A 23,000-nucleotide genomic window follows, 5' to 3' on the forward strand; every position below is an offset into this window, starting at 1 on the left:
CTTAATGGGTGGCGCCGCCAGCCTGTTTAATATCCTCGCCGGTCTCCAGCGTGACCTTTACCGCAATTTCCAGCGCCTGAATAATGGACGCCAGCGCCATGCTCGGTGCGCCCGGATGCTGCGCCGCCTGTTCAGGCAGATAAGGAATATGGATAAAACCTCCCCGCACCGGACTGTGATGCTGCTCAAGCCAGTGCAGCAGGCCGTACATTACGCGGTTACAGGTAAAGGTGCCCGCCGTTTGCGACACTGAAGCGGGGATCCCCGCTTCACGCAACGCCGCCACAATCGCTTTGATGGGCAGACGGGAAAAATAGGCTGCCGGGCCGCCTGCTACAACGGGCTCATCCACCGGCTGGTGACCTTCGTTGTCCGGGATACGGGCGTCATCAACATTAATACCAATACGTTCAACGGTAATGTCGCTTCGCCCGCCCGCCTGCCCCACCGACAGAATCGCATCCGGTTTCACCTCTTCCAGCGCCTGATTCAGCACCCTGAGTACGTCGCTGAATACCACCGGCAACTGGCGGATCACTATCGTCGCCCCGCTAATCTGTTTGCCTTCCAGTGCGCGCACCGCTTCCCATGAAGGGTTAATCGTTTCACCGCCAAAAGGTTCAAAGGCGGTCATCAGGACAGTTTTCATGCAACCTCACAGGAACATCAGGAAATAGAGCAGGAAAATATTAACGATTAACAGTAGCACACCGGTCGGAATCTGAGCCTTGATCACCGCGTTACGATCGGGCAGTTCCAGCAGGGCCGCCGGGACGATATTGAAGTTGGCCGCCATCGGCGTCATCAGCGTGCCGCAGTAGCCGGAGAACATGCCAATTGCCGCCATCACTGCCGGGTTTCCGCCGTGCTGCAACACCAGAATCGGGATGCCGACGCCTGCGGTGATAATCGGAAACGCCGCAAAAGCATTACCCATGATCATGGTTAACAGCGCCATCCCAACGGCATAGACGGTGACCGCGACAAAGCGATTATCCACCGCCAGCCAGGTTTCTGTCAGATGCGAAATAGCACTGCCCACGCCCGCGCTGGTAAACAGCAGCCCCAGGGTGGCGAGGATCTGCGGCAGGATAAAGGCCCAGCCAATCGAATCCAGCAGGCGACGGGTCTCCTGCATCGACTGCACCGGTTTCTCGTGGGTCAGTTTTAACGCCACCAGCCAGCCAATCACACAGCCGACCATCATTGAAAACAGCGTCACCAGCGTGGCGTGGTTACCGGGGCCGAACACCGCATCCTGCAAACCGGGAATATGGTTAAACGCCAGCACACCGACCACGGTCACGACCGGAATCGACAGTGCAGGCAGAAACAGTTTATTGCGCAGACGCAGCGCACTGGCCTGTTTCTCTTCATCGCTGCGCTGATGATAGCGACCCAGCCTGACACCGCCAAATCCGGCAATCAGCGCCATCACCACCACAATGACACCGATGCCGATGTGCAGCATACGGGTGCCCGCCGCATCTGAACCCATCCAGGCGCTCATCAGTTGTGTCGTCCAGTCACCGACCAGAAAAACCAGGCCATACAAGGCCCAGAACAGGCCGGTGGTAAAGCGACGTGGATTCGCGCTGTCACGCCAGGAAAGCACCGCCACTACCAGCAGGATAATGCCCGCCAGCCACATCAGATATTGTTGCTGGAACATTACTCACCTCCTTTGGCTTTCAGCGCCTGACGGTTCAGCTGCTGCAGCTCTCGCGCCAGTTGCCGATCCAACCGTACCAGACGTGCCGAGTGGATCAGGAACGCGGCGACGGCAGTCGGAATGCCCCATAAGGCGATGTGCAGCGGTTCGGTCTGAATCCCTGCGGACTCCTGCATAAAATTATGCATAAAGATAATCGCGCCAAACGCCACGAAGATATCCTCACCAAAGAAGAGGCCGACATTATCGGTCGCCGCTGACATCGCGCGCAGCCGATGGCGCAGCTCAGGTGAGATGTCGCCATAGCGGCTTTCAGTTGCCCCTTCCGCCATCGGTGCCAGCAACGGACGCACCATCTGCGGATGTCCGCCGAGACTGGTTAACCCCAGCGCGGCGGTGATTTCGCGCACAAACAGATAGACGATCAGCAGCCGTCCGGCGGTTGCCGTTTTGATCTGTGCAATCCACGCCTGCGCCCGCTCTTTCAGTCCGTGACGCTCCAGCAGGCCAATGACCGCCAGCGGCAGCAGCAGGATCAGCGGCAGGTTACGGGTGTTAAGAAAACCCGCTCCGAGCTTTTCCAGAATGTCCGCCAGCGGCATCATCGCGGCAAGACCGGTCACAAACCCGGCGACAATCACCACCAGCACCGGATTGAACCGTAACAGGAAGCCGACGACGATGGCGGCGATGCCCAGTAATGGCCAGAGATTTACTGCACTATCCATGGATTTCCCTCAGAGTTGAAAAACCCGGCATACGCCGGGCTAAGTGTGGTTATTCAGTTGCTGGTGACACGAATCTGCTGATCGGCAAACGCATCACGCAACCGCTGTGCAAATTGCAGGGCGTGCGCGCCGTCGCCATGTAAGCAGACAGTCTGTGCATTCACCGCTACCCATTCTCCGGTGATACTTTTGACTTTGCCCTGCTGCACCATCGTCAGCGTCTGACTGATAGCCTGCTGTTCATCTTCAATCAGCGCGCCCGGCTCGCTGCGCGGCACCAGCGCACCGCTGCTGAGATAGCCACGGTCGGCGAACACCTCTTCCCGCGTGCGTAGGCCGTAATGCGCCGCCGCGCGAATCGATTCGCTGTTAGCCAGTCCCACCACAATCAGCTGGCTGTCGACCGCCCTGATGGCGCGGGCAATGGCATCCGCCAGCACCGGATCGGCCGCAGCCTGGTTGTAGAGCATGCCATGCGGTTTAACATGAAGCAGCCGCGCTCCTTCGCTTTCCGCCAGACTTTTCAGCGCACCAATCTGGTAGATCATCTGGGCGTAGACCGTTTCCGGCGGCAGCTGCATGGCGCTGCGGCCAAAGTTCTCCCGATCGGGAAAGGCGGGATGTGCACCAATCGCGACGCCGGATGCCTGTGCCCAGCGCACCGACTGCAGCATGGTCTGCGCATCACCTGCGTGAAAGCCACAGGCGATGTTGGCGGAACTCACCAGTTGCAGCAGCGCCTGATCGCTGGCGCAGCCCTCGCCCAGGTCGGCGTTTAAATCAATTTTCATTGAGTCCCCACTTCATCTGGTCCAGTGCGCGTTGCTGATGCTGACGTGCCAGCATCGCTTCCGGCAGGGTGCAGTGAATAAAGTGAATCGGCTCACCCAGCCGGATTTGTGCCAGGTGATAGAGATCGGCTTCGATAACCGAGGCGATGCGCGGATAGCCGCCGGTGGTCTGGGCATCCGCCATCAGCACGATAGGCTGTCCGTTCGGCGGCACCTGAATCACACCCGGCATCACGCCGTGTGACAGCAGCTCGCGCGGGCTCTCGCGCTCAAGCTTGCGTCCCTCAAGCCGGTATCCCATCCGGTTACTTTGCGGGCTGAGTTTCCATGCGGTGCGCCAGAACGCCTGCTGCGCTTCGCGGCTGAACTCGTGATATTCCGGGCCAGGTAGTGCGCGGATGCGGTTGCCCCATAGCAGTTGCCGCACCCCGACTTTACGGTCAAACGTGCGGGTCGGTTTGCCCAGCGGGAGCTGATCGCCATCCTGCAAGGTTCGCCCCTGAAAGCCGCCAAATTTTGCTTTTAGATCGGTGCTGGCAGAGCCGAGCATCGCAGGAATATCAAAACCGCCCTGCACTGCCAGATAGCTGCGCATGCCGCGCTGCGGCATCGCCAGTGACAGGAGCTGCCCCCGTTTCACCGGCGTGCGCCAGCCCGTCCAGACCGGCTGGCCGTCAAGCTCCGCATGGCAGCCTGCGCCGGTCAGCGCAAACCAGCCATCGCGGGTAAACTCCGCTTTGAACTGGCCGAGCACCATCTCCAGCACCGCGCTGTCGGGGTCATTGCCCACCAGCAGGTTGGCGGTGAACATCGCGGGGTGATCCAGCACGCCGCCAGGGCTGATGCCATACTGACGCCAGCCGTAACGGCCCGCATCCTGAATAGTGGCGGCCAGGCCGGCTCGCAGAATATTTAACATACGCCCTCCTGTTGCGGCACAAAGCGAACCCTGTCACCGGGACAGAGCAGCGTAGGCGGTTGCTGCAGAGGATCAAACAGCACAGTGCGCGTCTGGCCAATCAGCTGCCAGCCGCCGGGCGAAGCCAGCGGATAGACGCCGGTCTGGCTGCCGCCGATGCCCACCGAGCCGGCGGGCACTGCAACCCTGGGCTCAGCACGCCGCGGGATGTGCAGGCGCGGGTCCAGTCCGCCCAGATAGGGAAAACCGGGCTGAAAGCCGATAAAAAACACCACATAGTCGCTGCTGCTGTGCAGCTCAACCACCTGACGGGGCGTCAGCGCGGCGTGTTCCGCCACGACCGTCAGATCGGGGCCAGACTCGCCGCCATAGATCACCGGGATCTCCACCTGACGCGACTCCGGTAACTGCGCTTCACTCTCTTCCCACCAGCGCTGAAGCCGCTCTATCGCGTCCAGCGCGCTCTGCTGGGGATCACGCAGGATCAGGGTGATGTTGTTCATGCCAGGGATCACCTCCAGCACGCTGGCATAGGCGTGCAGGCGCTGACTAAGTCCCCATATTCGTTGCTGACTCTCCAGTGAGACCGGCGGTTCCAGCTCCAGCACGACAGCGCGTTCACCCAATAAATAACACCGTGCTCGTTGCAACAGCTACCTCCCGCTCAGTTGAGATCGCGCCTGGCCGACCTGACCGGATGCCCGGTGCAGCCCATTGCTTATCTACGTAAAGCAAACAGTTATGCGAAAGTGACAGGGATGTGTCAACAGATTTAGGTCCTGCGCAGGCGCGCAGGACAAGGGAGAGAGTCAGGCAGGATTGGGGATATCGATGAAGGTCACATCAAGATCGTGGTGTTTCGCCAGCCAGTCGCCCAGCGCTTTTACGCCGCCGCGCTCGGTGGCGTGATGGCCTGCGGCAAAGAAATGCAGCCCCTGCTCACGCGCGCTATGAATAGTCTGTTCAGAGACTTCACCGGTGATAAAGGCATCGACGCCCGCCGCCGCCGCCGCCGCCTGGTCGATAAAGCCCTGCCCGCCCCCGCTGCACCAGGCAATGCGACGGATCAGCGCTGGCGCGTTGTCACCACAATGCAGGGGTTCACGTCCCAGCCGCTCACCGATTCGGCGGGCCAGCTGTTCGCCGGACAGGGGCTCAGCCAGCTCACCCCAGAATACCAGCGGCATCACTTCGCCGCGCACTTCGATATCCAGCAGTTTCGCCAGCTGGGCGTTGTTGCCTAGTTCAGGATGCGCGTCGAGCGGCAGGTGCCAGCCATAGAGATTGATATCGTTGGCCAGCAGGGTCCGCAGACGACGACGCTTCATGCCTTTAATCGCGGCCGGTTCACTTTTCCAGAAATAGCCATGATGGACAATAATCGCATCGGCCTGACGCGCCACCGCCTCATCCAGCAGCGCCTGACAGGCAGTGACGCCGGTGATAATCGTTTTGATCTCGCTGCGTCCCTCAACCTGCAAACCGTTGGGGGCGTAATCGCTGAAACTGTGGCTGTCGAGTTGCTGATTGATCAGCGTCTCTAATTCGTAATGGTTCATTCAGGCTCCTTCGAGGCCTCAGGCTGCGCTCCTGGCGCGCTCAAAGGCGTCTAATGTCTTTTTACGTGCCGCCTTATGATCCACGATTGGTGCCGGATAATCGAGTTTCTTATGATGCTTCTCCGCCCAGACATGGGGCTGGTGAATATCGCTGTCAGGCACCCCGGCCAGTTCCGGCAGATAGTGACGGATAAAATCCCCCTTCTCATCGAAGCGCTCGCCCTGCGTGGTCGGGTTAAAGATGCGGAAATAGGGCGCCGCGTCCGTGCCGGTCGAGGCCGCCCACTGCCAGCCGCCGTTGTTCGCGGCCAGGTCACCATCAATCAGCTGCTGCATGAAATAGCGTTCACCTTCACGCCAGTCGATCAGCAGATCTTTGACCAGGAAACTGGCGGTGATCATCCGTAAGCGGTTGTGCATCCAGCCCAGCGCCTTCATCTGACGCATTGCGGCATCGACAATCGGATAGCCGGTTTTACCCGCTTTCCACGCGTCGAAATGTGCGTCGTTACGCTGCCATTCAACGTTTCGCGTCCAGTCGATAAACGGTTTGTGTCGGCATAGCGCCGGCCAGGCAACCAGCAGATGACGGTAGAATTCACGCCAGATCAGCTCGTTCAGCCAGGTGAACGCGCGGCTGTTGTCCAGCGCATCGGGATGTTCATGCAGCACGCGATGCAGGCACTGACGTGGCGACAGTACGCCGGTCGCCAGATAAACCGACAGACGGCTGGTGGCGTCCAGCGCCGGAAGGTTGCGCTTAGCGGGATAGTCGATAACCGGTTGCGTGGCGAAATGGCGCAACCGCTTCAGCGCCGCCGCTTCGCCTGGCGGAAACAGATCCTGATCAAAGGCTTCGGTTGGATAGTCAAAGGCGGGAATCGGGGTGGCTTTTAGGGGTGCGCCTTCGCGCGCTTTCGGCGCAGGCACGCACTCAGGCAGCCCCTGCTGCAAGCGGCGGACAAAGGCTTTGCTGAACGGGGTAAACACCTTATACATCGAGCGATCGCCGCTCTGCACACTGCCGGGCGGCAGCAACAGGCTGTCATCAAAGCCCTGGCAAATCACGCCCGCGTCGTCGAGACGCTTTTCAGCCTCCGCATCGCGCTGGCGTTCATTAACTTCATACTGGTAATTATAGAAGAGCTGATCGACCTGCTGCTTAGCACAGAACTGCAGCAGCGCATCAATACTGTCGCTGAAGGCTTGACACGCCTGGTAGTGCAGTTCAATGCCCCGCTCCGCCAGCGCACGCTGCACCTGCAACAGACTGGCGTGGATAAACGCCGCCTGCTTCGGTGACATGTCATGCTGCTGCCACTGTGCTGGCGTGGCAAGGTAGAGCGCAATCACTTTTGCATCGCTGTCGCGGCAGGCGGCGTGCAGCGCCAGATTGTCGTTGACGCGTAAATCGTTACGCAGCCAGACCAGATGGGTGGTCATACTCCTCCTGTATTACTGTCCGTAGCGTAAGCACAAGGCTTCGGGATAGGGATCGAAATAGCGTTGCTGGGCCAGCCACGGGTGCGGGTACTCCGCCATGTAGTGCTTGAGAATGGTAATCGGCACCAGCAGCGGTTGTGTGCCCTGACGATAGCGGTCAATCAGCGTTGCCAGCTCCTGGCGCTGCGGTGAACTCAGGTGCGTGCGGAAGTAGCCCTGCACATGCATCAGCACATTGGTGTGATTGCGACGTGAGGCGGGACGTGACATCAGTTCCATCATGCGATTGCGGTACTCAAAGGCAAAGGCGTCCAGCGACTCCCACTGGCTCATGGAGGCGACAAAGGGGCCCAGCTCGCGGTATTTTTCCTGCGAATGCGCCAGCATCATCAGTTTGTAACGGCTGTGGAAGGCGATCAGCCCCTGCCGGGTCAGGCCGTTTTCCCACATCTGATTAAATTCATGCAGCGCGCAGACACGACCGATAAAGTTCTCACGCAGCGCGGGATCGTGCAGACGACCATCTTCTTCCAGCGGAAGCCAGGGCATCTCGCGCTGCAGGAATTCAGTAAAAATACCGGTGCCTGCTTTGCGGTTATTGTTGTTATCTGGCTCATAGACCCGCACCCGCTCCATGCCACAACTGGGTGATTTGGCGCATAGGATATAGCCACAGAGGTGATGCAGCGATTTTACCCGCTCAGCAGACCAGTCACGCATCTGCGTCGTAACCTCTTCTCCGCCATCTTTGCTGAAGCAGAGATGCAGCTCATCATCGCCCTGCTTCACCAGACGCAATGCCGGACGCGGCGTTGGCAGACCAATCGCCATCTCAGGGCAGATGGGCTCAAAACGGACAAATGGGGTGAGATCGTCGGTCGCAAAAGTAAGACGCTTATGCCCACCATCAAATCTGACGCGGTCGCCGAGCAGGCATGCACTGATTCCAACGGGGATTTTTTTGCTCATACTTGTACAACCTCCGAAATCTTGTAGAGGTTTAAGTGTAGCGTAAAATGGTCAGGAATAAAGGAGTAAAACGGGATTCCGGATCGCTTATTCTCAGAAAAAACGCAAAAAAAAGCCTGGTCAGTTGACCAGGCCTGTTTTGCAGCAGGGCAAATTACCAGAACGCGCCACCACTCGCTTCAGACTGCGCCAGCCAGACTGGCTTGGCGCTGGTCTTACACCAGACGCGGTGCAGGTAGCTGTAGAAACGTGCCCGATCCTGTCGAAACAGCATAACAGGGAGTGCCAGTACGCCGAGAAGAACCACCAGCGTACGTCGCGCAATAATTTTATAACGTGGATAGGCCCGATACATGGTTTCTCCTCCCGGTAAGTGAAATAGTGTGAATGTGATCTGTGTTCAACTTTACGCCAGGTTGTGTAATTTTACTACTCATCTGACCACTTATTTACCGCTATTTTTACTGTTTAAGAATTAACCTGTAATTAAGTTACAAAAAGGTTACCGCCTGGTTGCGTGAGCGTTGAAAGGGCTGGCCGATTATGGTCGCGGACGCCAGCATAAAATGTTGATAAAGTAGCGCTTCGGTCCCCACTCAAGGCAGGTATTGCGTGACCACGGTTTTGATCGTTGAAGATGAAAAAGAGATCCGGCGCTTTGTCCGGCTGGCGCTGGAAAATGAAGCCCTTAAGGTGTTTGATGCCGATACGCTGCAACGCGGACTGATTGAAGCGGCGACCCGCAAGCCGGACTTAGTGATCCTGGATCTGGGTTTGCCGGATGGGGATGGCACCGATTTCATTCGTGACCTGCGCCAGTGGAGTGCCATACCGGTGATTGTGCTGTCAGCGCGCAGCGATGAGCAGGATAAGATCGCCGCACTGGATGCGGGTGCAGATGACTATCTGACTAAACCCTTTGGCATTGGCGAACTGCTGGCGCGCGTCCGGGTTGCGCTGCGTCGTCATAGTGGTCAGCAGCCGGATGCCAGGGTGACGTTCGCCGACGTCAGCGTCGATTTCGCCGCACGACGGGTACAGCGCGGCAGCAGCGAGATTCACCTTACCCCGATTGAATTTCGTCTGTTGAGTATTCTGCTTAACAATGCCGGCAAGGTGCTGACGCAGCGGCAGTTGCTGAGCCAGGTCTGGGGACCCAATGCGGTGGAGCACAGCCACTATCTGCGCATCTATATGGGACATCTGCGCCAGAAGCTGGAAGCCAATCCGACACAACCGGCTCATCTGCTGACGGAAACCGGGATCGGCTATCGCTTTATGCCATAAAAAAGGCGCCAGAGGCGCCTTCAGAGTGCTGATAAAGCCAAATCCTGTGAATCTCACCGCAATGAATAAATTCAAAGCGCAGGGAACACGGCCAGAAGAGGAAAGCGTCCCACGCCAGGGATGGCGTGGGCCGAGCGTGTCATGGATGACGGCTTTTGCGTCTTTCCGATCTGGCCGCGTTTCCTGAGCTAGCTACACGGCCTCACAGCGATGAAGGCCGCGCTTTACCAGCAGTCTGAGGCGCGCGATGCGCCTCTTTATCTGCCCGACTAATCAGGCGTTTTTCAGCACTTCGCTGACAATCTCAACGGCTTCTTTCTCAATCTGCGCGCGGTGTTCAGCGCCCAGGAAGCTTTCACAGTAGATTTTGTAAGCGTCTTCGGTCCCTGAAGGACGGGCAGCAAACCAGCCATTCTCCGTCATCACTTTCAGACCGCCGATAGATGCACCATTACCTGGCGCGGCAGTCAGACGAGCGGTGATAGGATCACCCGCCAGGGTATCAGCGCTGACCATCTCCGGTGACAGCTTCGACAGCGCGGCTTTCTGCGCTGAGGTGGCTGATGCCTGCAGACGGTTGTAGCTTGGTGCGCCAAAGCGCGCTGCCAGTTCGTCATAGTGCTGCTGCGGATTTTTACCGGTTACGGCAGTAATTTCAGCGGCCAGCAGACACATGATGATGCCATCTTTGTCCGTAGACCACGGCGTACCGTCGAAACGCAGGAATGAAGCGCCTGCGCTCTCTTCGCCACCGAAACCGAGGCTGCCGTCATACAGACCATCAACAAACCATTTGAAACCCACCGGCACTTCCACCAGCTTGCGACCAATGTCGTTGACCACACGGTCAATCATGGCGCTGGAGACCAGGGTTTTACCCACGGCCACATCCTGACCCCACTGTGGGCGGTGCTGGAACAGATAGTTGATCGCCACCGCCAGATAGTGGTTTGGATTCATCAGACCCGCCGGGGTCACAATGCCGTGACGGTCATAATCGGGATCGTTGCCGAACGCCAGATCGAACTTGTCACGGTAAGCCAGCAGGCCTGCCATTGCGCTTTCAGACGAGCAGTCCATGCGGACCACGCCATCTTTATCCAGATGCATAAAGCGGAAGGTCTGATCGACCGCGTCATTCACCAGCGTCAGATCCAGCTTGTAGTGCTCAGCAATACGCTGCCAGTAAGCAATACCGGAACCACCCAGTGGATCCACACCCAGCTTCAGGCCCGCTTTCTGAATCGCCGGGAAGTCGATAATCTCTGCCAGACCTTCAACATAAGGCTGGATCAGATCTTTTTCGACCACATGACCGCTGGCCATCGCCTGCTCCAGCGGCAGACGTTTCACCTCTTTCAGGCCATCTTTGATCAGCTGATTGGCACGATCTTCAACCACTTTGGTGACGTTGGTATCAGCAGGTCCGCCGTTAGGTGGGTTGTACTTGATGCCGCCATCTTCCGGTGGGTTATGCGACGGCGTAATCACGATGCCGTCAGCCAGCGCGCCACCCGCTTTGTTGTGCTCAAGAATCGCATTCGAGATCGCAGGGGTCGGCGTATAGCCATTATCCTGCTGCACAATCACATCCACGCCGTTCGCCGCCAGCACTTCCAGAACAGACAGGATGGCGGGTTCTGACAGCGCATGGGTGTCTTTACCGACGTAGCAAGGCCCGGTGATACCATTCTTTTTACGCTCTTCGGCAATCGCCTGAGCGATCGCCAGAATGTGCATCTCGTTGAAGCTTTGACGCCCTGCACTGCCGCGATGGCCGGAAGTGCCAAATTTCACCGCATGTTCCGGGTTCGCCACATCGGGCTGCAGGACATAATATTGTGACGTTAATTGTGCAACGTTAATCAAATCGCTCTGCTGGGCGGGTTGCCCGGCACGTGGGTGATTGGCCATTGGCGCTGCTCCCTGACGCTTAAGTTTTAAATGGTGCCGCAAACTTTCTCGGTCAGTTCCGCAGGGAACTGCATCGAGAGCATGATGTGTTCGATCATGCTGCATTTACGACCAGTATTGGTGTTGGTGATCACCCAGTACGGCGTGCCGGGCACATGCTTCGGCTTAGTATGGGTGCCATTCTGCAACAGCGTATGCTCATCACCTGCAAAATAGACGCGGGTGCGGCCCTGCAGAGATGCAGTAGCTTCAGCAAAGGCTGCGGTATCAAGACGATAGAGCGTTGACAAGATAAGCATAAAGCGATTCACCGCCCGCTTCTGCTCCGCATATTCATCGGAAAGCAGCAGCTCGCGCACCGCGCGGACACGATCCTGCGGGCGCGAACCCACAGACGCAGGCTGGGACTCTTTCGCTGCATCTTTTGAGGCTGGCTGTGCAGGCGAAGCGGGTGCAGTCTGACCGGCCGTGAACTTCAGCATACGACGCAGAATGTCGGATGCGCTTTCACCAATGTGTTGCGTGTGGCTGGCAATATAACGGTAGAGCTCTTCGTCAACTTCGATCGTTTTCATCTTATTCCGTACGGTTCTTTCTCATGACAGAACCACCTGTTTCCTGAAAAGCTCTGAGTATAGTCAGGCAATTCAAAGGGTGTGTGGGTTCTAACATCAGGATTATAAAGTTAAAGTCAGGCGGGTTGTTAGCAATCAAACGGTTTACGGGCAAAAGTCAGAATATGTCCTAATGCCGCCGGAACCGGCGCGCCTGAAAAGGTGAAACCATGATAACCTAAGCTCAGGTCTCAAACTTAAGAACTTTGCTATGATTTTGAACGCCCGTCTGCAAACTGAACAATCCCCTGCTGATTCTCTGCCCATCCTGCTTATTCACGGTCTGTTTGGCAGTCTCGATAACCTTGGCGTGCTGGCGCGCGGGCTGAAAGATGCCGGTCCGTTGCTGCAGGTGGATGTCCGCAACCACGGACTTTCACCACGTTCTGACGAGATGAACTACGCTGTAATGGCGCAGGATATGGTCGATACGCTGGATGCACATGGCATTGATCGCGTCGCGGTGATCGGACACTCGATGGGCGGTAAAATCGCCATGACCATGAGCGCGCTGGTGCCGGAACGCATTGAGCGCTTGGTGATGATCGATATCGCCCCGGTGGATTACCAGACGCGCCGCCATGACCAGATATTTGCCGGCATTCGTGCCGTCACCGATGCGGGCGTCTCATCCCGCAGCGAGGCGGCGAAGGTCATGCGAACGCTGATCGAGGAAGAAGGGGTGATCCAGTTCCTGCTGAAATCATTCCAGGAGGGGGAGTGGCGCTTCAACGTCCCGGTGCTATGGGATAACTACACCACGATCTCTGGCTGGCAGCCGGTTCCCGCCTGGAATCACCCGGCGCTGTTTATTCGCGGCGGCGACTCCAGCTACCTGGATAACAGCTATCGCGATGCGTTGCTGCAGCAGTTCCCGGCCGCTCAGGCGCATGTGATCGGTGGCGCAGGACACTGGGTTCATGCAGAGAAACCCGATGCCGTTTTGCGCAGTGTCCGTCGCTTTTTTGCGCTTTAAAAGCAAATAGATGGCGGTAAAGGTTTAGGATTGGCGTCCGGCGTAAGCGTGAAGTATGATGGCGCGCTAAAATTTTGCCGCGGGTCAGTTTTGCTGCGGCAATGGCCAATAATTTATAATCTGCGCGGTGAGTGTCTGGCGCCCGCCCCCATTCAGTTTTACTAAGCCATGGCAAAAGAACAGACTGACCGCACGACGCTCGATCTCTTTGCTGATGAGCGCCGCCCAGGTCGACCCAAAACCAGTCCGCTTTCGCGTGATGAACAGCTGCGCATTAACAAGCGCAATCAACTGAAACGTGACAAAGGACGCGGACTTCGTCGTGTCGAACTGAAAATGAACAGTGACGCCGTCGATGCACTCAATACGCTGGCAGAACAGCGCAATCTCAGCCGTAGCGAACTGATTGAACAGATGCTACTGGCACAGCTCAAACTGGATTAATGCGGGCAAATCGCACGCAGAGGCAAATGTCGGGGCTTTAACCGTTCACCGGTTTTCTCTCGTCTGCTATTATTCGCTGAAATGTGCTGCGGCACACATCTCATCATCAGGATTTAAGAGGTTATTTTACTCATGGCACTCGTAGGCATCTTCTTCGGCAGCGATACCGGCAATACCGAAAACATTGCAAAAATGATCCAGAAACAGCTGGGTACAGATGTTGCAGAAGTCCATGACATCGCAAAAAGCACAAAAGAAGATCTGGAAGCGTTCGATATCCTGCTGCTGGGCATTCCGACCTGGTACTACGGTGAAGCGCAGTGCGACTGGGATGACTTTTTCCCGACGCTGGAAGAGATCGATTTTAACGGCAAGCTGGTTGCGCTGTTTGGCTGTGGCGACCAGGAAGATTACGCAGAGTATTTCTGTGATGCCATGGGCACGATTCGCGACATTATCGAACCGCACGGTGCCGTGATTGTCGGACACTGGCCAACTGAAGGTTATCACTTCGAAGCCTCGAAAGGCCTGGCCGATGACACCCACTTCCTGGGCCTGGCCATTGACGAAGATCGCCAGCCTGAGCTGACCAGCCAGCGTGTGGAGCAGTGGGTTAAGCAGATTTTTGATGAACTGCAGCTGAAAGAGATCATCGAAGCCTGATCCTGCCCGACTCAATGTGAGCGCCAGCTCACATTGAGGCAATGAAAATGCCTATAGAAATAATAGCCACATTTTTTTAACTTTCTCCGTTTAATCTGTAGAATACCCGCATCGATCTTCCGCTTATTTTCTCAGGCGGCAAGACTAAGTGATGTGCTAACAGACCTCTGTCAGAATCTTCCCCGGCCCGGTGACGAATCCCCAATAGCCCATGATGATTCAGACACGCCCTCTGGTTTTCATTTCATCGCTTCAGTTCTATAATGAGACGCAAATGAGAATGAGCACAGATCGACATTCAAGGCGATAAGCCACAAAAGTGAATATTAGTAACAGGACAAAATCCGCATGACTGACAACAACACCGCATTAAAGAAGGCTGGCCTGAAAGTAACGCTGCCCAGACTGAAAATTCTGGAAGTGCTTCAGGAACCTGAGTGCCATCACGTCAGTGCGGAAGATTTGTATAAACGCCTGATCGACATTGGCGAAGAGATTGGCCTGGCGACCGTTTACCGTGTTCTGAACCAGTTTGATGATGCCGGTATTGTGACTCGTCACAACTTTGAAGGCGGCAAGTCTGTCTTCGAACTGACGCAGCAGCATCACCACGATCACCTGATCTGCCTGGATTGCGGCAAGGTTATCGAGTTCAGCGACGAATCGATTGAAACGCGTCAGCGTGAAATCGCGACTCGTCATGGCATCAAGCTGACCAACCACAGCCTCTATCTCTATGGACACTGTACGCTGGGCGACTGCCGTGAAGACGAAACGCTGCACGACCAGTAACGCTGGCGCGGCCTGAAATAAAAAAACCGGTGAATTCACCGGTTTTTTTTCGTCTGTTTTCTGCCCTCAACTCAGGCGACCAGCGTCTCCTGCAGATAGCGCCAGCGTGGAATGGAGCTGCTGCAATCCAGAATGGCCAGCGAAATGCGGCTCTGGTTATTGCCGTTCATCATCTGCATTTCACGATACTGTACGACGATCTCTTTTTCATGATGAGAGAGAATGACATGTTCACAGGTGGCAATGCGCATCCCTTCCCGCTGCCCTTGCAACTGCTGGAAAAGATCCTCGACCTCGTTCAGATTGTACTCTTTGCCCTTTGGGGTCACCATGCGAAATTCAGGATGAAAATAGGACATCAGCAGCTGGAAACTGTCGTCAGATCCGGCTGGCTGATTAAAAATACGTTCAATGAGCTGATGTAAAACGACGACACTGTGTTTGGCTTCCTGGGCGAGAACTGTCATTTTTTTTCCTTCTGTAACCCGCTTTGCAACCTCTGAGAGCGGATAGCCTACCTGAAAGCTGACAATTCACATCCTGAAATTGATTAATTTTTTTAAACTCAGATTACTCCCACAAAGCGGTACTGAACCGGTTGTGGTTAGTGCAGAATAAACGTCGGCGATGGTAAAAATCGGGGCAATAAAAAAGGGCGATAAATCGCCCTTTTGTCATTTTATGAGGTCGGCCTCAAAAAATTTATTCGCCCGTTTTGGTCCAGGTATCACGAAGACCGACGGTGCGGTTAAACACCAGTTGCGTCGGTTTCGAGTAAACGCTGTCGGCGCAGAAATAACCTTCACGTTCAAACTGAAACGGTGTTGTCGGTTCCACATCGCGCAGGCTGGGTTCAACAAAGCCGTTTTTGATGGTCAGTGACTCAGGATTAATGACCGCCAGGAAATCCTCTGCAGCAGCCGGGTTTGGCACACTGAACAGACGGTCATACAGGCGGAACTCAGCTGGCTGCGCGTGATCCGCAGAAACCCAGTGAATTACGCCTTTAACTTTGCGGCCATCGGCTGGATCTTTGCTCAGCGTATCAACATCGCTGGTGCAGTAGATGCAGGTAATGTTGCCCGCTTCATCTTTGGCGACCCGCTCAGCACGAATCACATAGGCGTTACGCAGGCGGACTTCTTTGCCCAGCACCAGACGCTTATATTGTTTGTTCGCCTCTTCACGGAAATCCGCGCGATCGATCCAGATCTCGCGGCTGAACGGCACTTCACGCGTGCCCATCTCCGGTTTACCCGGATGATTTGGCATGGTGACGATTTCGCTATGGCCTGCTGGCAGGTTTTCGATCACCACTTTAAGCGGATCTAAAACCGCCATGGCGCGGGGCGCATTCTCGTTAAGATCATCACGGATACAGGACTCCAGCGAAGCCATCTCCACGATGTTATCCTGCTTAGTCACGCCAATACGACGGCAGAACTCACGGATAGAAGCTGCGGTGTAACCACGACGACGCAGACCTGAAACGGTCAGCATGCGCGGATCGTCCCACCCTTCTACGTGCTTCTCGGTCACCAGCTGAGTGAGTTTACGCTTCGACATCACCGCATACTCCAGATTCAGGCGCGAGAATTCATACTGACGCGGATGAACCGGAATAGTGATGTTGTCCAGCACCCAGTCATAGAGACGGCGGTTGTCCTGGAACTCCAGCGTACAGAGCGAGTGCGTAATGCCTTCCAGCGCATCGGAGATGCAGTGGGTAAAGTCATACATCGGGTAGATGCACCACTTATTGCCGGTCTGGTGGTGTTCCGCGAACTTGATGCGGTAAAGCACCGGATCGCGCATCACGATGAAATTAGAGGCCATGTCGATTTTGGCGCGCAGACAGGCGGTGCCTTCGGCAAACTCACCGTTTCGCATCTTCTCAAACAGCGCCAGATTCTCTTCCACGCTGCGATCGCGATAAGGGCTGTTTTTACCCGGCTCTTTCAGGGTGCCGCGATATTCACGAATCGCATCCGGACTCAGTTCATCAACGTAGGCCAGCCCTTTGGAAATCAGCTCGATGGCATAGTTGTAGAGCTGATCGAAATAGTTTGATGAGTAACAGACCTCACCGCTCCACTCAAAACCCAGCCACTGAACGTCACGCTTGATGGATTCAACGAATTCCATATCCTCTTTAACCGGATTGGTATCGTCGAAACGCAGGTTGCATTGCCCCTGATAATCCTGGGCGATGCCAAAATTCAGACAGATCGATTTCGCATGACCAATATGCAGATAGCCATTGGGCTCCGGCGGAAAACGGGTATGCACGCTGCTGTGCTTACCGCTCGCCAAATCTTCGTCAATGATCTGACGAATAAAGTTAGTTGGGCGGGCTTCAGCCTCACTCATCTCAAAAATCCTCAATACGAATAACGGGTGATTTGTACCACGAAGTAACGGAGTATGATCCACAAAGCGTCTGAGGGAAACAACCGTTTGTTAAGCCTTTAAAACAAAAAAGGCAGGAATCGCTTCCTGCCTGTGGGGTTCTGTTGCGGGGATTAGCCTTTCACTTCATACAGCGGGGTTTCCCCTGCTATTACCTGACCCTGTGCCAGTAAAGTCAGACCGGCGAAATCGTCGCTGTTGCTGACCACGACCGGACTCACCATTGAGCGGGCATTGGCGTTAAGGAATTCAAGGTCCATCTCCAGTACTCGCTGACCGGCGACCACGCTGGCCCCCTCTTCAACCAGACGGGTAAAGCCTTTACCTTCCAGCGCCACGGTATCCAGCCCCATGTGCACCACGATCTCCACGCCATTTTCGGTTTCCAGACAGAAGGCGTGATTGGTGTTAAAGATTTTCACCAGCGTACCGGCAATCGGTGCCACTACCCATTTGTCGCTGGGTTTGATCGCCAGACCATCGCCCACCGCTTTGCTGGCAAAGGCTTCATCCGGCACATCATCCAGTGCCACGACTTCACCGCTGACCGGCGCCAGCAGCGTGGCGATGACCTGCTTCTCACTGTTCAGCACCGCCTGCGGTTTAACATCCGGCTCGGCCGGCGCACTGCTGGTAGCCGCTGCAGCAACCGGACCTTTGGTCAGCACTTTTTTCATGGCCGAGGCGATGCTTTCTGCCTGGGTACCTACGATGATCTGCACGCTCTGTTTGTTAAGACGGATCACGCCGGACGCGCCAAGACGCTTAGCAACCGCCTCATTCACCTGCGCCGAGTCATTCACGTTAAGACGCAGACGGGTGATACAGGCATCGATGCTGGTTAAGTTAGCTGAACCACCAATCGCCCCAATGTAGCGGCGCGCCAGTGACTCTGTGGCACTTTCACCGCTATCCGTTTTATCAACGTTAACGTCATAACCATCAGTTTCATCACCATCAACCGCCAGCTCGCGGCCCGGCGTCATCAGGTTGAATTTTTTGATGGTAAAGCGGAACACCACATAATAGATAACGAAGAAGACCAGACCCTGCGGGATAAGCATGTACCAGTGTGTCGCCAGCGGATTACGGGTCGACAGCACCATATCCACCAGCCCGGCGCTGAAACCAAATCCGGCAATCCAGTGCATGCTGGCAGCGATGAAGACAGAAATACCGGTCAGGACGGCGTGGATCAGATAAAGCACGGGTGCCACGAACATGAAGGAGAACTCCAGCGGTTCGGTAATACCCGTAAAGAAGGCAGCAAACGCTGCGGCCAGCATGATACTACCGACTTTGACGCGGTTCTCAGGACGCGCACAGTGGTAGATAGCCAGCGCAGCACCCGGCAGACCAAACATCATGATCGGGAAGAAGCCCGCCTGATAACGACCGGTGATGCCGACAGTTGCCGATCCGTCAGCCAGTGACTGTGCACCGCCAAGGAATTTAGGAATGTCATTAATGCCCGCAACATCGAACCAGAACACCGAGTTCAGAGCGTGATGCAGACCGACCGGAATCAGCAGGCGGTTAAAGAAGGCGTAGATACCGGCACCGGCAGAGCCGAGCTTCTGGATATGTTCACCAAAGCCCACCAGACCGTTAAAGATAACCGGCCAGATATACATCAGGATAAAGGCGACCAGGATCATCAGGAACGAGACCAGAATCGGCACCAGTCGCCGTCCGCTGAAGAAGGAGAGTGCTTTCGGCAGCTCGACGTGGCTGAAGCGGTTATAGACCTCCGCCGACAGGATACCGACCAGAATACCGACAAACTGGTTATTAATTTTGCCAAACGCCACAGGCACCTGGTCAACCGGCATCTTCTGTATCATCGCCACCGCGGCCGGTGAGCAGAGCGTGGTGACCACCAGGAATCCGACAAAACCGGTCAGGGCTGCCGCACCATCTTTATCTTTCGACATGCCATACGCGACACCAATCGCAAACAGTACTGACATGTTTTCGATGATGGCAGCACCAGATTTGATCAGTAGCGCCGCCAGCGCATTACCTGCGCCCCAGCTGTCTGGATCGATCCAGTAGCCCACGCCCATTAATATCGCTGCTGCTGGCAGGGTTGCTACCGGCACCATCAGTGCGCGCCCCACCTTTTGTAAGTAACCTAACATATCCCCTTCCCCCTATGAGCCTGACTTATCCCTTTGCGCCGCTTAATGTTGTTATGTCAGCTGCAAAGATCGTTAATACACTTCATATCACGCAGCGAAGTGTAATGATAAATTAATTCGCCTCGCAAATTAAAAGCCTGGTAAATGTGATTTTTATCACTAAAAAACATCGTTTCATACGGCAACATCTGGCTATGACCGTAAACTTATTTTATGATCCGAAATATTGAATTATGCGCCGCCCGTGGCGACAATGAATCATCTGTTCAGATTGGTGACTCACGCAACGGCTTAGCCATCCCCTTTCTATTTTCAATTGAGGTGAAACATGAGACTGATTCCTTTAGCGACACCAACCCAGGTGGGAAAATGGGCCGCCCGACATATTGTTAATCGTATCAATGCGTTTAACCCGACGGCGGATAAACCTTTTGTCCTGGGTCTGCCAACCGGCGGTACGCCACTGGAAGCGTACAAACACCTGATTGATATGCACAAAGCGGGCCAGGTCAGTTTTAAAAACGTCGTGACGTTCAATATGGATGAATATGTTGGCCTGCCAAAGGAGCATCCTGAGAGCTATCACAGCTTCATGTATCGAAATTTCTTCGATCACGTTGATATTCAACCGGAAAATATCAACCTGCTGAATGGTAATGCCCCCGATATTGACGCAGAATGTCGTCAGTACGAAGAGAAAATTCGCGCGCTGGGTAAAATTCACCTGTTCATGGGCGGCGTCGGCAACGACGGTCATATCGCCTTTAACGAACCGGCTTCCTCTCTCGCTTCCCGTACCCGCATTAAAACCCTGACCCATGACACCCGCGTGGCGAACTCCCGCTTCTTTAACGGTGATGTTGATCAGGTGCCTAAATATGCGCTGACGGTCGGCGTCGGTACGCTGCTGGATGCAGAGGAAGTGATGATTCTGGTTACCGGCCATGTTAAAGCGCAGGCATTACAGGCGGCGGTTGAAGGCAACGTTAATCATATGTGGACCATCAGCTGCCTGCAGCTGCACGCGAAATCGGTGGTAGTGTGTGATGAGCCGGCCACCATGGAACTGAAAGTGAAAACCGTGAAATATTTCCGCGAAATGGAAGCGGAAAATATGAAAGGCGTGTAACAGAACATTGTCATGCCCTGCTGTTACGCTGAGTGGCAGCAGGCCAGGACGGGAGAAGAGAGATGTACGCATTAGTTAACGGTCGAATCTACAGTGGCCATGAGGTTCTGGATAATCACGCGGTGGTGGTTGCCGATGGGCGTATTGCGCGCGTCTGTCCGCGTGAAGCGCTCCCGGCGGATATTGAGCAGCGGGATATGGCAGGGGCGAATATTGCGCCAGGCTTTATCGATCTCCAGCTCAATGGCTGCGGTGGCGTGCAGTTCAACGACAGCCTTGAGGCGCTCAGCATTGAAACGCTGGAAACGATGCAGCGCGCCAATGAAAAGTCTGGCTGCACCAGCTTTTTACCGACGCTTATCACCAGCAGCGACGCCCTGATGAAACGGGCGATTGAAACCATGCGCGCTTACCTGCAGAAACACCAGAATCAGGCGCTGGGTCTGCATCTGGAAGGGCCCTGGCTGAGCAAAGCGAAAAAAGGCACCCACGATCCGGCGCTGATTCGCCTGCCGGATGCGGCAATGGTGCAGTACCTGTGCGACAACGCGGACGTCATCACCAAAGTCACGCTTGCCCCTGAAAATGCGGGTAGCGATGTGATTCGTCAATTGACTGATGCCGGGATTATTGTCTCAGCCGGTCACTCGAATGCGACCTATGAAGAGGCTAAAGCGGGCTTTTCTGCTGGTGTGAGTTTCGCGACGCACCTCTACAACGCCATGCCCACCTTTGCCGGACGTGAACCCGGGCTTATCGGTGCGCTGTTTGATTCTCCTGATGTATACTGCGGCATTATTGCGGACGGTTTACATGTACATTACGCTAACGTGCGCAATGCAAAACGCATTAAAGGCGACAAACTGGTGCTGGTCACGGATGCCACTGCACCGGCTGGCGCAGACATAAGCGAGTTTATTTTTGCAGGCAAAACAATCTATTATCGCGATGGGCTCTGTGTCGACGAAAACGGTACATTAAGTGGTTCTGCCCTGACGATGATTGAAGCGGTACAAAACAGCGTTGAACATGCAGGGATCGCACTGGACGAAGCGTTGCGCATGGCAACACTCTACCCGGCACGGGCGATGGGCGTGGAAAGGCAGTCAGGCTCGATCGAAGCAGGAAAAATCGCGAACCTGACTGTGTTTACGCGCGACTTTAAAATCATAAAGACGTTTGTCAACGGAGACGACGTCCTGAGCGAGTAAGCACTGAATGACCACTGGCGGCCAGTCACAAATAGGAAATGTCGATCTTGTTAAGCAACTCAATAGCGCAGCGGTTTACCGGCTGATTGATCAACAGGGGCCGATATCGCGCATTCAGATTGCCGAACTTAGCCAGCTCGCTCCCGCCAGCGTCACCAAAATTACCCGTCAGTTGATTGAGCGCGGCCTGATCAAAGAGGTAGACCAGCAGGCGTCTACCGGTGGTCGCCGCGCCATCTCCATTATCACTGAAACCCGCCATTTCCATACCATCGGCGTCCGCCTAGGACGCAACGACGCCACCCTGACTCTGTTTGACCTCAGCGGTAAATCGCTGGCGCAGGAAGATTATGCGCTGCCGGAACGCACTCAGGAGACGCTGGAACATGCGCTGTTTAACGCCATCAGCAGCTTCATTGAGCAGCACCAGCGTAAAATTCGCGAGCTGATCGCGATTTCAGTGATCCTGCCTGGGCTGGTCGATCCGATTAACGGCGTGATCCGCTATATGCCACACATCTCTGTCAGCCGCTGGCCGCTGGTCGCCAGCCTGAAAAAACGTTTTAACGTTACCAGTTTTGTGGGTCATGATATTCGCAGCCTGGCGCTGGCCGAGCACTATTTCGGTGCAAGCCGCGACTGTGCTGACTCGATTCTGGTGCGTTTACACCGTGGCACGGGGGCCGGCATTATTGCCAACGGCCATATTTTTCTCGGCAGCAACGGCAACGTTGGCGAGATCGGCCATATTCAGGTCGACCCGCTTGGCGAGCGCTGTCACTGCGGCAACTTTGGCTGCCTTGAAACCATTGCCGCCAACGGCGCCATTGAAAATCGGGTTCGGCATCTGCTGAATCAGGGCTATCCCAGCGTACTGACGCTGGAGGCGTGCCAGATATCCCACATCTGTAAAGCAGCCAATCAGGGTGATGCACTGGCCTGTGAAGTGGTTGAGCACGTTGGCCGTTATCTTGGCAAAGCTATCGCCATCGCGATCAACCTGTTTAATCCGCAAAAAGTGGTGCTGGCGGGTGAGATCACTGAAGCAGAAAAAGTGCTGCTGCCCGCGATTGAGGGCTGCATTAATACTCAGGCATTAGAGGCCTTCCGTAAAAATCTGCCGGTCGTGCGTTCCACCCTGGATCATCGTTCTGCTATCGGTGCCTTTGCGCTCGCTAAACGTGCCATGCTTAACGGCATTCTGCTGCAACATCTTCTGGAAGACTAAGAGCCTATCCCAGTAGGCGTAATTGGTGCAGGCAGTCTGGACACGGACAGCGCGGAACAATCCGTAGTACACGTAGTACGTGAGGATGACTCGCTGTGCTCGCCCCTTCAG

Annotated in this window: 23 protein-coding genes; 8 read left to right on the forward strand and 15 right to left on the reverse strand. The window is 55.4% G+C overall.

Annotated features, from left to right (window positions below; genetic code table 11):
* Position 1: 1 nt before the first annotated feature.
* The 10 genes from pcp to ACR8BN_RS13610 form a co-directional block, all read right to left on the reverse strand.
* On the reverse strand, positions 2 to 649 hold the full coding sequence (gene pcp, locus ACR8BN_RS13565; protein WP_434747023.1) for a pyroglutamyl-peptidase I: 648 nt from the start codon (positions 647 to 649) through the stop codon (positions 2 to 4).
* Between the two features lie 6 nt (positions 650 to 655).
* Positions 656 to 1,672, reverse strand: coding sequence for a DUF979 domain-containing protein (locus ACR8BN_RS13570; RefSeq protein ID WP_031592206.1), 1,017 nt, complete (start codon positions 1,670 to 1,672; stop codon positions 656 to 658).
* Positions 1,672 to 2,400: a DUF969 domain-containing protein gene (locus tag ACR8BN_RS13575; protein ID WP_137244462.1), complete on the reverse strand. Its 729-nt coding sequence runs from the start codon at positions 2,398 to 2,400 to the stop codon at positions 1,672 to 1,674. Before ACR8BN_RS13575 ends, ACR8BN_RS13570 begins: the two co-directional genes overlap by 1 nt.
* A 53-nt stretch (positions 2,401 to 2,453) precedes the next feature.
* Entirely contained in the window at positions 2,454 to 3,191 is a 738-nt protein-coding gene (gene pxpA / locus ACR8BN_RS13580; protein WP_010260713.1) for a 5-oxoprolinase subunit PxpA, read from the reverse strand.
* Positions 3,181 to 4,110: a 5-oxoprolinase subunit PxpC gene (pxpC, locus tag ACR8BN_RS13585; RefSeq protein ID WP_069025946.1), complete on the reverse strand. Its 930-nt coding sequence runs from the start codon at positions 4,108 to 4,110 to the stop codon at positions 3,181 to 3,183. Before pxpC ends, pxpA begins: the two co-directional genes overlap by 11 nt.
* Positions 4,104 to 4,760, reverse strand: coding sequence for a 5-oxoprolinase subunit PxpB (pxpB, locus tag ACR8BN_RS13590; protein ID WP_191938322.1), 657 nt, complete (start codon positions 4,758 to 4,760; stop codon positions 4,104 to 4,106). Before pxpB ends, pxpC begins: the two co-directional genes overlap by 7 nt.
* Positions 4,761 to 4,919: 159 nt before the next feature.
* Positions 4,920 to 5,669 carry a type 2 GTP cyclohydrolase I gene (locus ACR8BN_RS13595; RefSeq protein WP_434747024.1) on the reverse strand — a complete coding sequence of 250 codons (750 nt, stop codon included), beginning with the start codon at positions 5,667 to 5,669 and terminating at the stop codon, positions 4,920 to 4,922.
* A gap of 18 nt (positions 5,670 to 5,687) precedes the next feature.
* Complete coding sequence (gene phrB / locus ACR8BN_RS13600; protein ID WP_434747025.1) at positions 5,688 to 7,112, reverse strand: deoxyribodipyrimidine photo-lyase; 1,425 nt, start codon at positions 7,110 to 7,112, stop codon at positions 5,688 to 5,690.
* A 12-nt stretch (positions 7,113 to 7,124) separates the two neighbouring features.
* A complete protein-coding gene (locus ACR8BN_RS13605) occupies positions 7,125 to 8,081 on the reverse strand; it encodes a YbgA family protein (RefSeq protein ID WP_022626045.1) in 957 nt (318 codons plus the stop codon).
* Between the two features lie 154 nt (positions 8,082 to 8,235).
* On the reverse strand, positions 8,236 to 8,436 hold the full coding sequence (locus ACR8BN_RS13610; RefSeq protein WP_031592216.1) for a DUF2517 family protein: 201 nt from the start codon (positions 8,434 to 8,436) through the stop codon (positions 8,236 to 8,238).
* Between the two features lie 257 nt (positions 8,437 to 8,693).
* On the opposite strand from ACR8BN_RS13610, the gene kdpE reads away from it, so the two are divergent.
* Positions 8,694 to 9,368 (forward strand): two-component system response regulator KdpE, encoded by a 675-nt coding sequence (gene kdpE, locus ACR8BN_RS13615; RefSeq protein ID WP_010260694.1) that lies wholly within the window; start codon positions 8,694 to 8,696, stop codon positions 9,366 to 9,368.
* Between the two features lie 273 nt (positions 9,369 to 9,641).
* Here kdpE and pgm read toward each other — a convergent pair whose 3' ends face one another.
* Positions 9,642 to 11,282 (reverse strand): phosphoglucomutase (alpha-D-glucose-1,6-bisphosphate-dependent), encoded by a 1,641-nt coding sequence (gene pgm, locus ACR8BN_RS13620; RefSeq protein WP_010260692.1) that lies wholly within the window; start codon positions 11,280 to 11,282, stop codon positions 9,642 to 9,644.
* Between the two features lie 26 nt (positions 11,283 to 11,308).
* Entirely contained in the window at positions 11,309 to 11,857 is a 549-nt protein-coding gene (seqA, locus tag ACR8BN_RS13625) for a replication initiation negative regulator SeqA (RefSeq protein WP_010260690.1), read from the reverse strand.
* 250 nt (positions 11,858 to 12,107) lie between these two features.
* Between seqA and ybfF the strand changes: the two genes are divergently transcribed.
* The 4 genes from ybfF to fur all read left to right on the forward strand — a co-directional run bounded on the left by ybfF (position 12,108) and on the right by fur (position 14,771).
* Positions 12,108 to 12,872, forward strand: coding sequence for an esterase (gene ybfF / locus ACR8BN_RS13630; protein WP_010260689.1), 765 nt, complete (start codon positions 12,108 to 12,110; stop codon positions 12,870 to 12,872).
* 168 nt (positions 12,873 to 13,040) lie between these two features.
* Positions 13,041 to 13,316 (forward strand): LexA regulated protein, encoded by a 276-nt coding sequence (gene ybfE / locus ACR8BN_RS13635; RefSeq protein ID WP_010260688.1) that lies wholly within the window; start codon positions 13,041 to 13,043, stop codon positions 13,314 to 13,316.
* Between the two features lie 132 nt (positions 13,317 to 13,448).
* Positions 13,449 to 13,979, forward strand: a complete 531-nt coding sequence (gene fldA, locus ACR8BN_RS13640; RefSeq protein WP_010671288.1) for a flavodoxin FldA — start codon at positions 13,449 to 13,451, stop codon at positions 13,977 to 13,979.
* Between the two features lie 348 nt (positions 13,980 to 14,327).
* Entirely contained in the window at positions 14,328 to 14,771 is a 444-nt protein-coding gene (gene fur / locus ACR8BN_RS13645) for a ferric iron uptake transcriptional regulator (protein ID WP_009091454.1), read from the forward strand.
* Between the two features lie 71 nt (positions 14,772 to 14,842).
* Here fur and ACR8BN_RS13650 read toward each other — a convergent pair whose 3' ends face one another.
* From ACR8BN_RS13650 to nagE, 3 genes are all read right to left on the reverse strand, one after another.
* Entirely contained in the window at positions 14,843 to 15,238 is a 396-nt protein-coding gene (locus tag ACR8BN_RS13650; protein ID WP_010260686.1) for a hypothetical protein, read from the reverse strand.
* 235 nt (positions 15,239 to 15,473) lie between these two features.
* Positions 15,474 to 17,141 (reverse strand): glutamine--tRNA ligase, encoded by a 1,668-nt coding sequence (gene glnS, locus ACR8BN_RS13655; protein ID WP_010260682.1) that lies wholly within the window; start codon positions 17,139 to 17,141, stop codon positions 15,474 to 15,476.
* Positions 17,142 to 17,293: 152 nt separating this feature from the next.
* Complete coding sequence (gene nagE, locus ACR8BN_RS13660; RefSeq protein ID WP_083068710.1) at positions 17,294 to 19,321, reverse strand: N-acetylglucosamine-specific PTS transporter subunit IIBC; 2,028 nt, start codon at positions 19,319 to 19,321, stop codon at positions 17,294 to 17,296.
* Between the two features lie 328 nt (positions 19,322 to 19,649).
* Here nagE and nagB point away from each other — a divergent pair, with 328 nt between their 5' ends.
* From nagB to nagC, 3 genes are all read left to right on the forward strand, one after another.
* Positions 19,650 to 20,450 carry a glucosamine-6-phosphate deaminase gene (nagB, locus tag ACR8BN_RS13665; protein WP_010260676.1) on the forward strand — a complete coding sequence of 267 codons (801 nt, stop codon included), beginning with the start codon at positions 19,650 to 19,652 and terminating at the stop codon, positions 20,448 to 20,450.
* 62 nt (positions 20,451 to 20,512) lie between these two features.
* Positions 20,513 to 21,661 (forward strand): N-acetylglucosamine-6-phosphate deacetylase, encoded by a 1,149-nt coding sequence (nagA, locus tag ACR8BN_RS13670; protein ID WP_010671285.1) that lies wholly within the window; start codon positions 20,513 to 20,515, stop codon positions 21,659 to 21,661.
* A gap of 7 nt (positions 21,662 to 21,668) precedes the next feature.
* Positions 21,669 to 22,889: a DNA-binding transcriptional regulator NagC gene (gene nagC / locus ACR8BN_RS13675; protein WP_010260667.1), complete on the forward strand. Its 1,221-nt coding sequence runs from the start codon at positions 21,669 to 21,671 to the stop codon at positions 22,887 to 22,889.
* The last annotated feature ends 111 nt before the right edge of the window (positions 22,890 to 23,000 follow it).

Source organism: Pantoea sp. Lu_F5_004 (genome assembly GCF_051136245.1).
Taxonomy (GTDB): domain Bacteria; phylum Pseudomonadota; class Gammaproteobacteria; order Enterobacterales; family Enterobacteriaceae; genus Pantoea; species Pantoea agglomerans.

What these genes read in the sequence shown, in the direction of transcription:
- pcp (WP_434747023.1), bottom strand. Translation starts at nt 649, where the DNA reads ATGAAAACTGTCCTGATGACCGCCTTTGAACCTTTTGGCGGTGAAACG.
- ACR8BN_RS13570 (WP_031592206.1), bottom strand. Translation starts at nt 1,672, where the DNA reads ATGTTCCAGCAACAATATCTGATGTGGCTGGCGGGCATTATCCTGCTG.
- ACR8BN_RS13575 (WP_137244462.1), bottom strand. Translation starts at nt 2,400, where the DNA reads ATGGATAGTGCAGTAAATCTCTGGCCATTACTGGGCATCGCCGCCATC.
- pxpA (WP_010260713.1), bottom strand. Translation starts at nt 3,191, where the DNA reads ATGAAAATTGATTTAAACGCCGACCTGGGCGAGGGCTGCGCCAGCGAT.
- pxpC (WP_069025946.1), bottom strand. Translation starts at nt 4,110, where the DNA reads ATGTTAAATATTCTGCGAGCCGGCCTGGCCGCCACTATTCAGGATGCG.
- ACR8BN_RS13595 (WP_434747024.1), bottom strand. Translation starts at nt 5,669, where the DNA reads ATGAACCATTACGAATTAGAGACGCTGATCAATCAGCAACTCGACAGC.
- phrB (WP_434747025.1), bottom strand. Translation starts at nt 7,112, where the DNA reads ATGACCACCCATCTGGTCTGGCTGCGTAACGATTTACGCGTCAACGAC.
- ACR8BN_RS13605 (WP_022626045.1), bottom strand. Translation starts at nt 8,081, where the DNA reads ATGAGCAAAAAAATCCCCGTTGGAATCAGTGCATGCCTGCTCGGCGAC.
- ACR8BN_RS13610 (WP_031592216.1), bottom strand. Translation starts at nt 8,436, where the DNA reads ATGTATCGGGCCTATCCACGTTATAAAATTATTGCGCGACGTACGCTG.
- pgm (WP_010260692.1), bottom strand. Translation starts at nt 11,282, where the DNA reads ATGGCCAATCACCCACGTGCCGGGCAACCCGCCCAGCAGAGCGATTTG.
- seqA (WP_010260690.1), bottom strand. Translation starts at nt 11,857, where the DNA reads ATGAAAACGATCGAAGTTGACGAAGAGCTCTACCGTTATATTGCCAGC.
- ybfF (WP_010260689.1), top strand. Translation starts at nt 12,108, where the DNA reads ATGATTTTGAACGCCCGTCTGCAAACTGAACAATCCCCTGCTGATTCT.
- ybfE (WP_010260688.1), top strand. Translation starts at nt 13,041, where the DNA reads ATGGCAAAAGAACAGACTGACCGCACGACGCTCGATCTCTTTGCTGAT.
- fldA (WP_010671288.1), top strand. Translation starts at nt 13,449, where the DNA reads ATGGCACTCGTAGGCATCTTCTTCGGCAGCGATACCGGCAATACCGAA.
- fur (WP_009091454.1), top strand. Translation starts at nt 14,328, where the DNA reads ATGACTGACAACAACACCGCATTAAAGAAGGCTGGCCTGAAAGTAACG.
- ACR8BN_RS13650 (WP_010260686.1), bottom strand. Translation starts at nt 15,238, where the DNA reads ATGACAGTTCTCGCCCAGGAAGCCAAACACAGTGTCGTCGTTTTACAT.
- glnS (WP_010260682.1), bottom strand. Translation starts at nt 17,141, where the DNA reads ATGAGTGAGGCTGAAGCCCGCCCAACTAACTTTATTCGTCAGATCATT.
- nagE (WP_083068710.1), bottom strand. Translation starts at nt 19,321, where the DNA reads ATGTTAGGTTACTTACAAAAGGTGGGGCGCGCACTGATGGTGCCGGTA.
- nagB (WP_010260676.1), top strand. Translation starts at nt 19,650, where the DNA reads ATGAGACTGATTCCTTTAGCGACACCAACCCAGGTGGGAAAATGGGCC.
- nagA (WP_010671285.1), top strand. Translation starts at nt 20,513, where the DNA reads ATGTACGCATTAGTTAACGGTCGAATCTACAGTGGCCATGAGGTTCTG.
- nagC (WP_010260667.1), top strand. Translation starts at nt 21,669, where the DNA reads ATGACCACTGGCGGCCAGTCACAAATAGGAAATGTCGATCTTGTTAAG.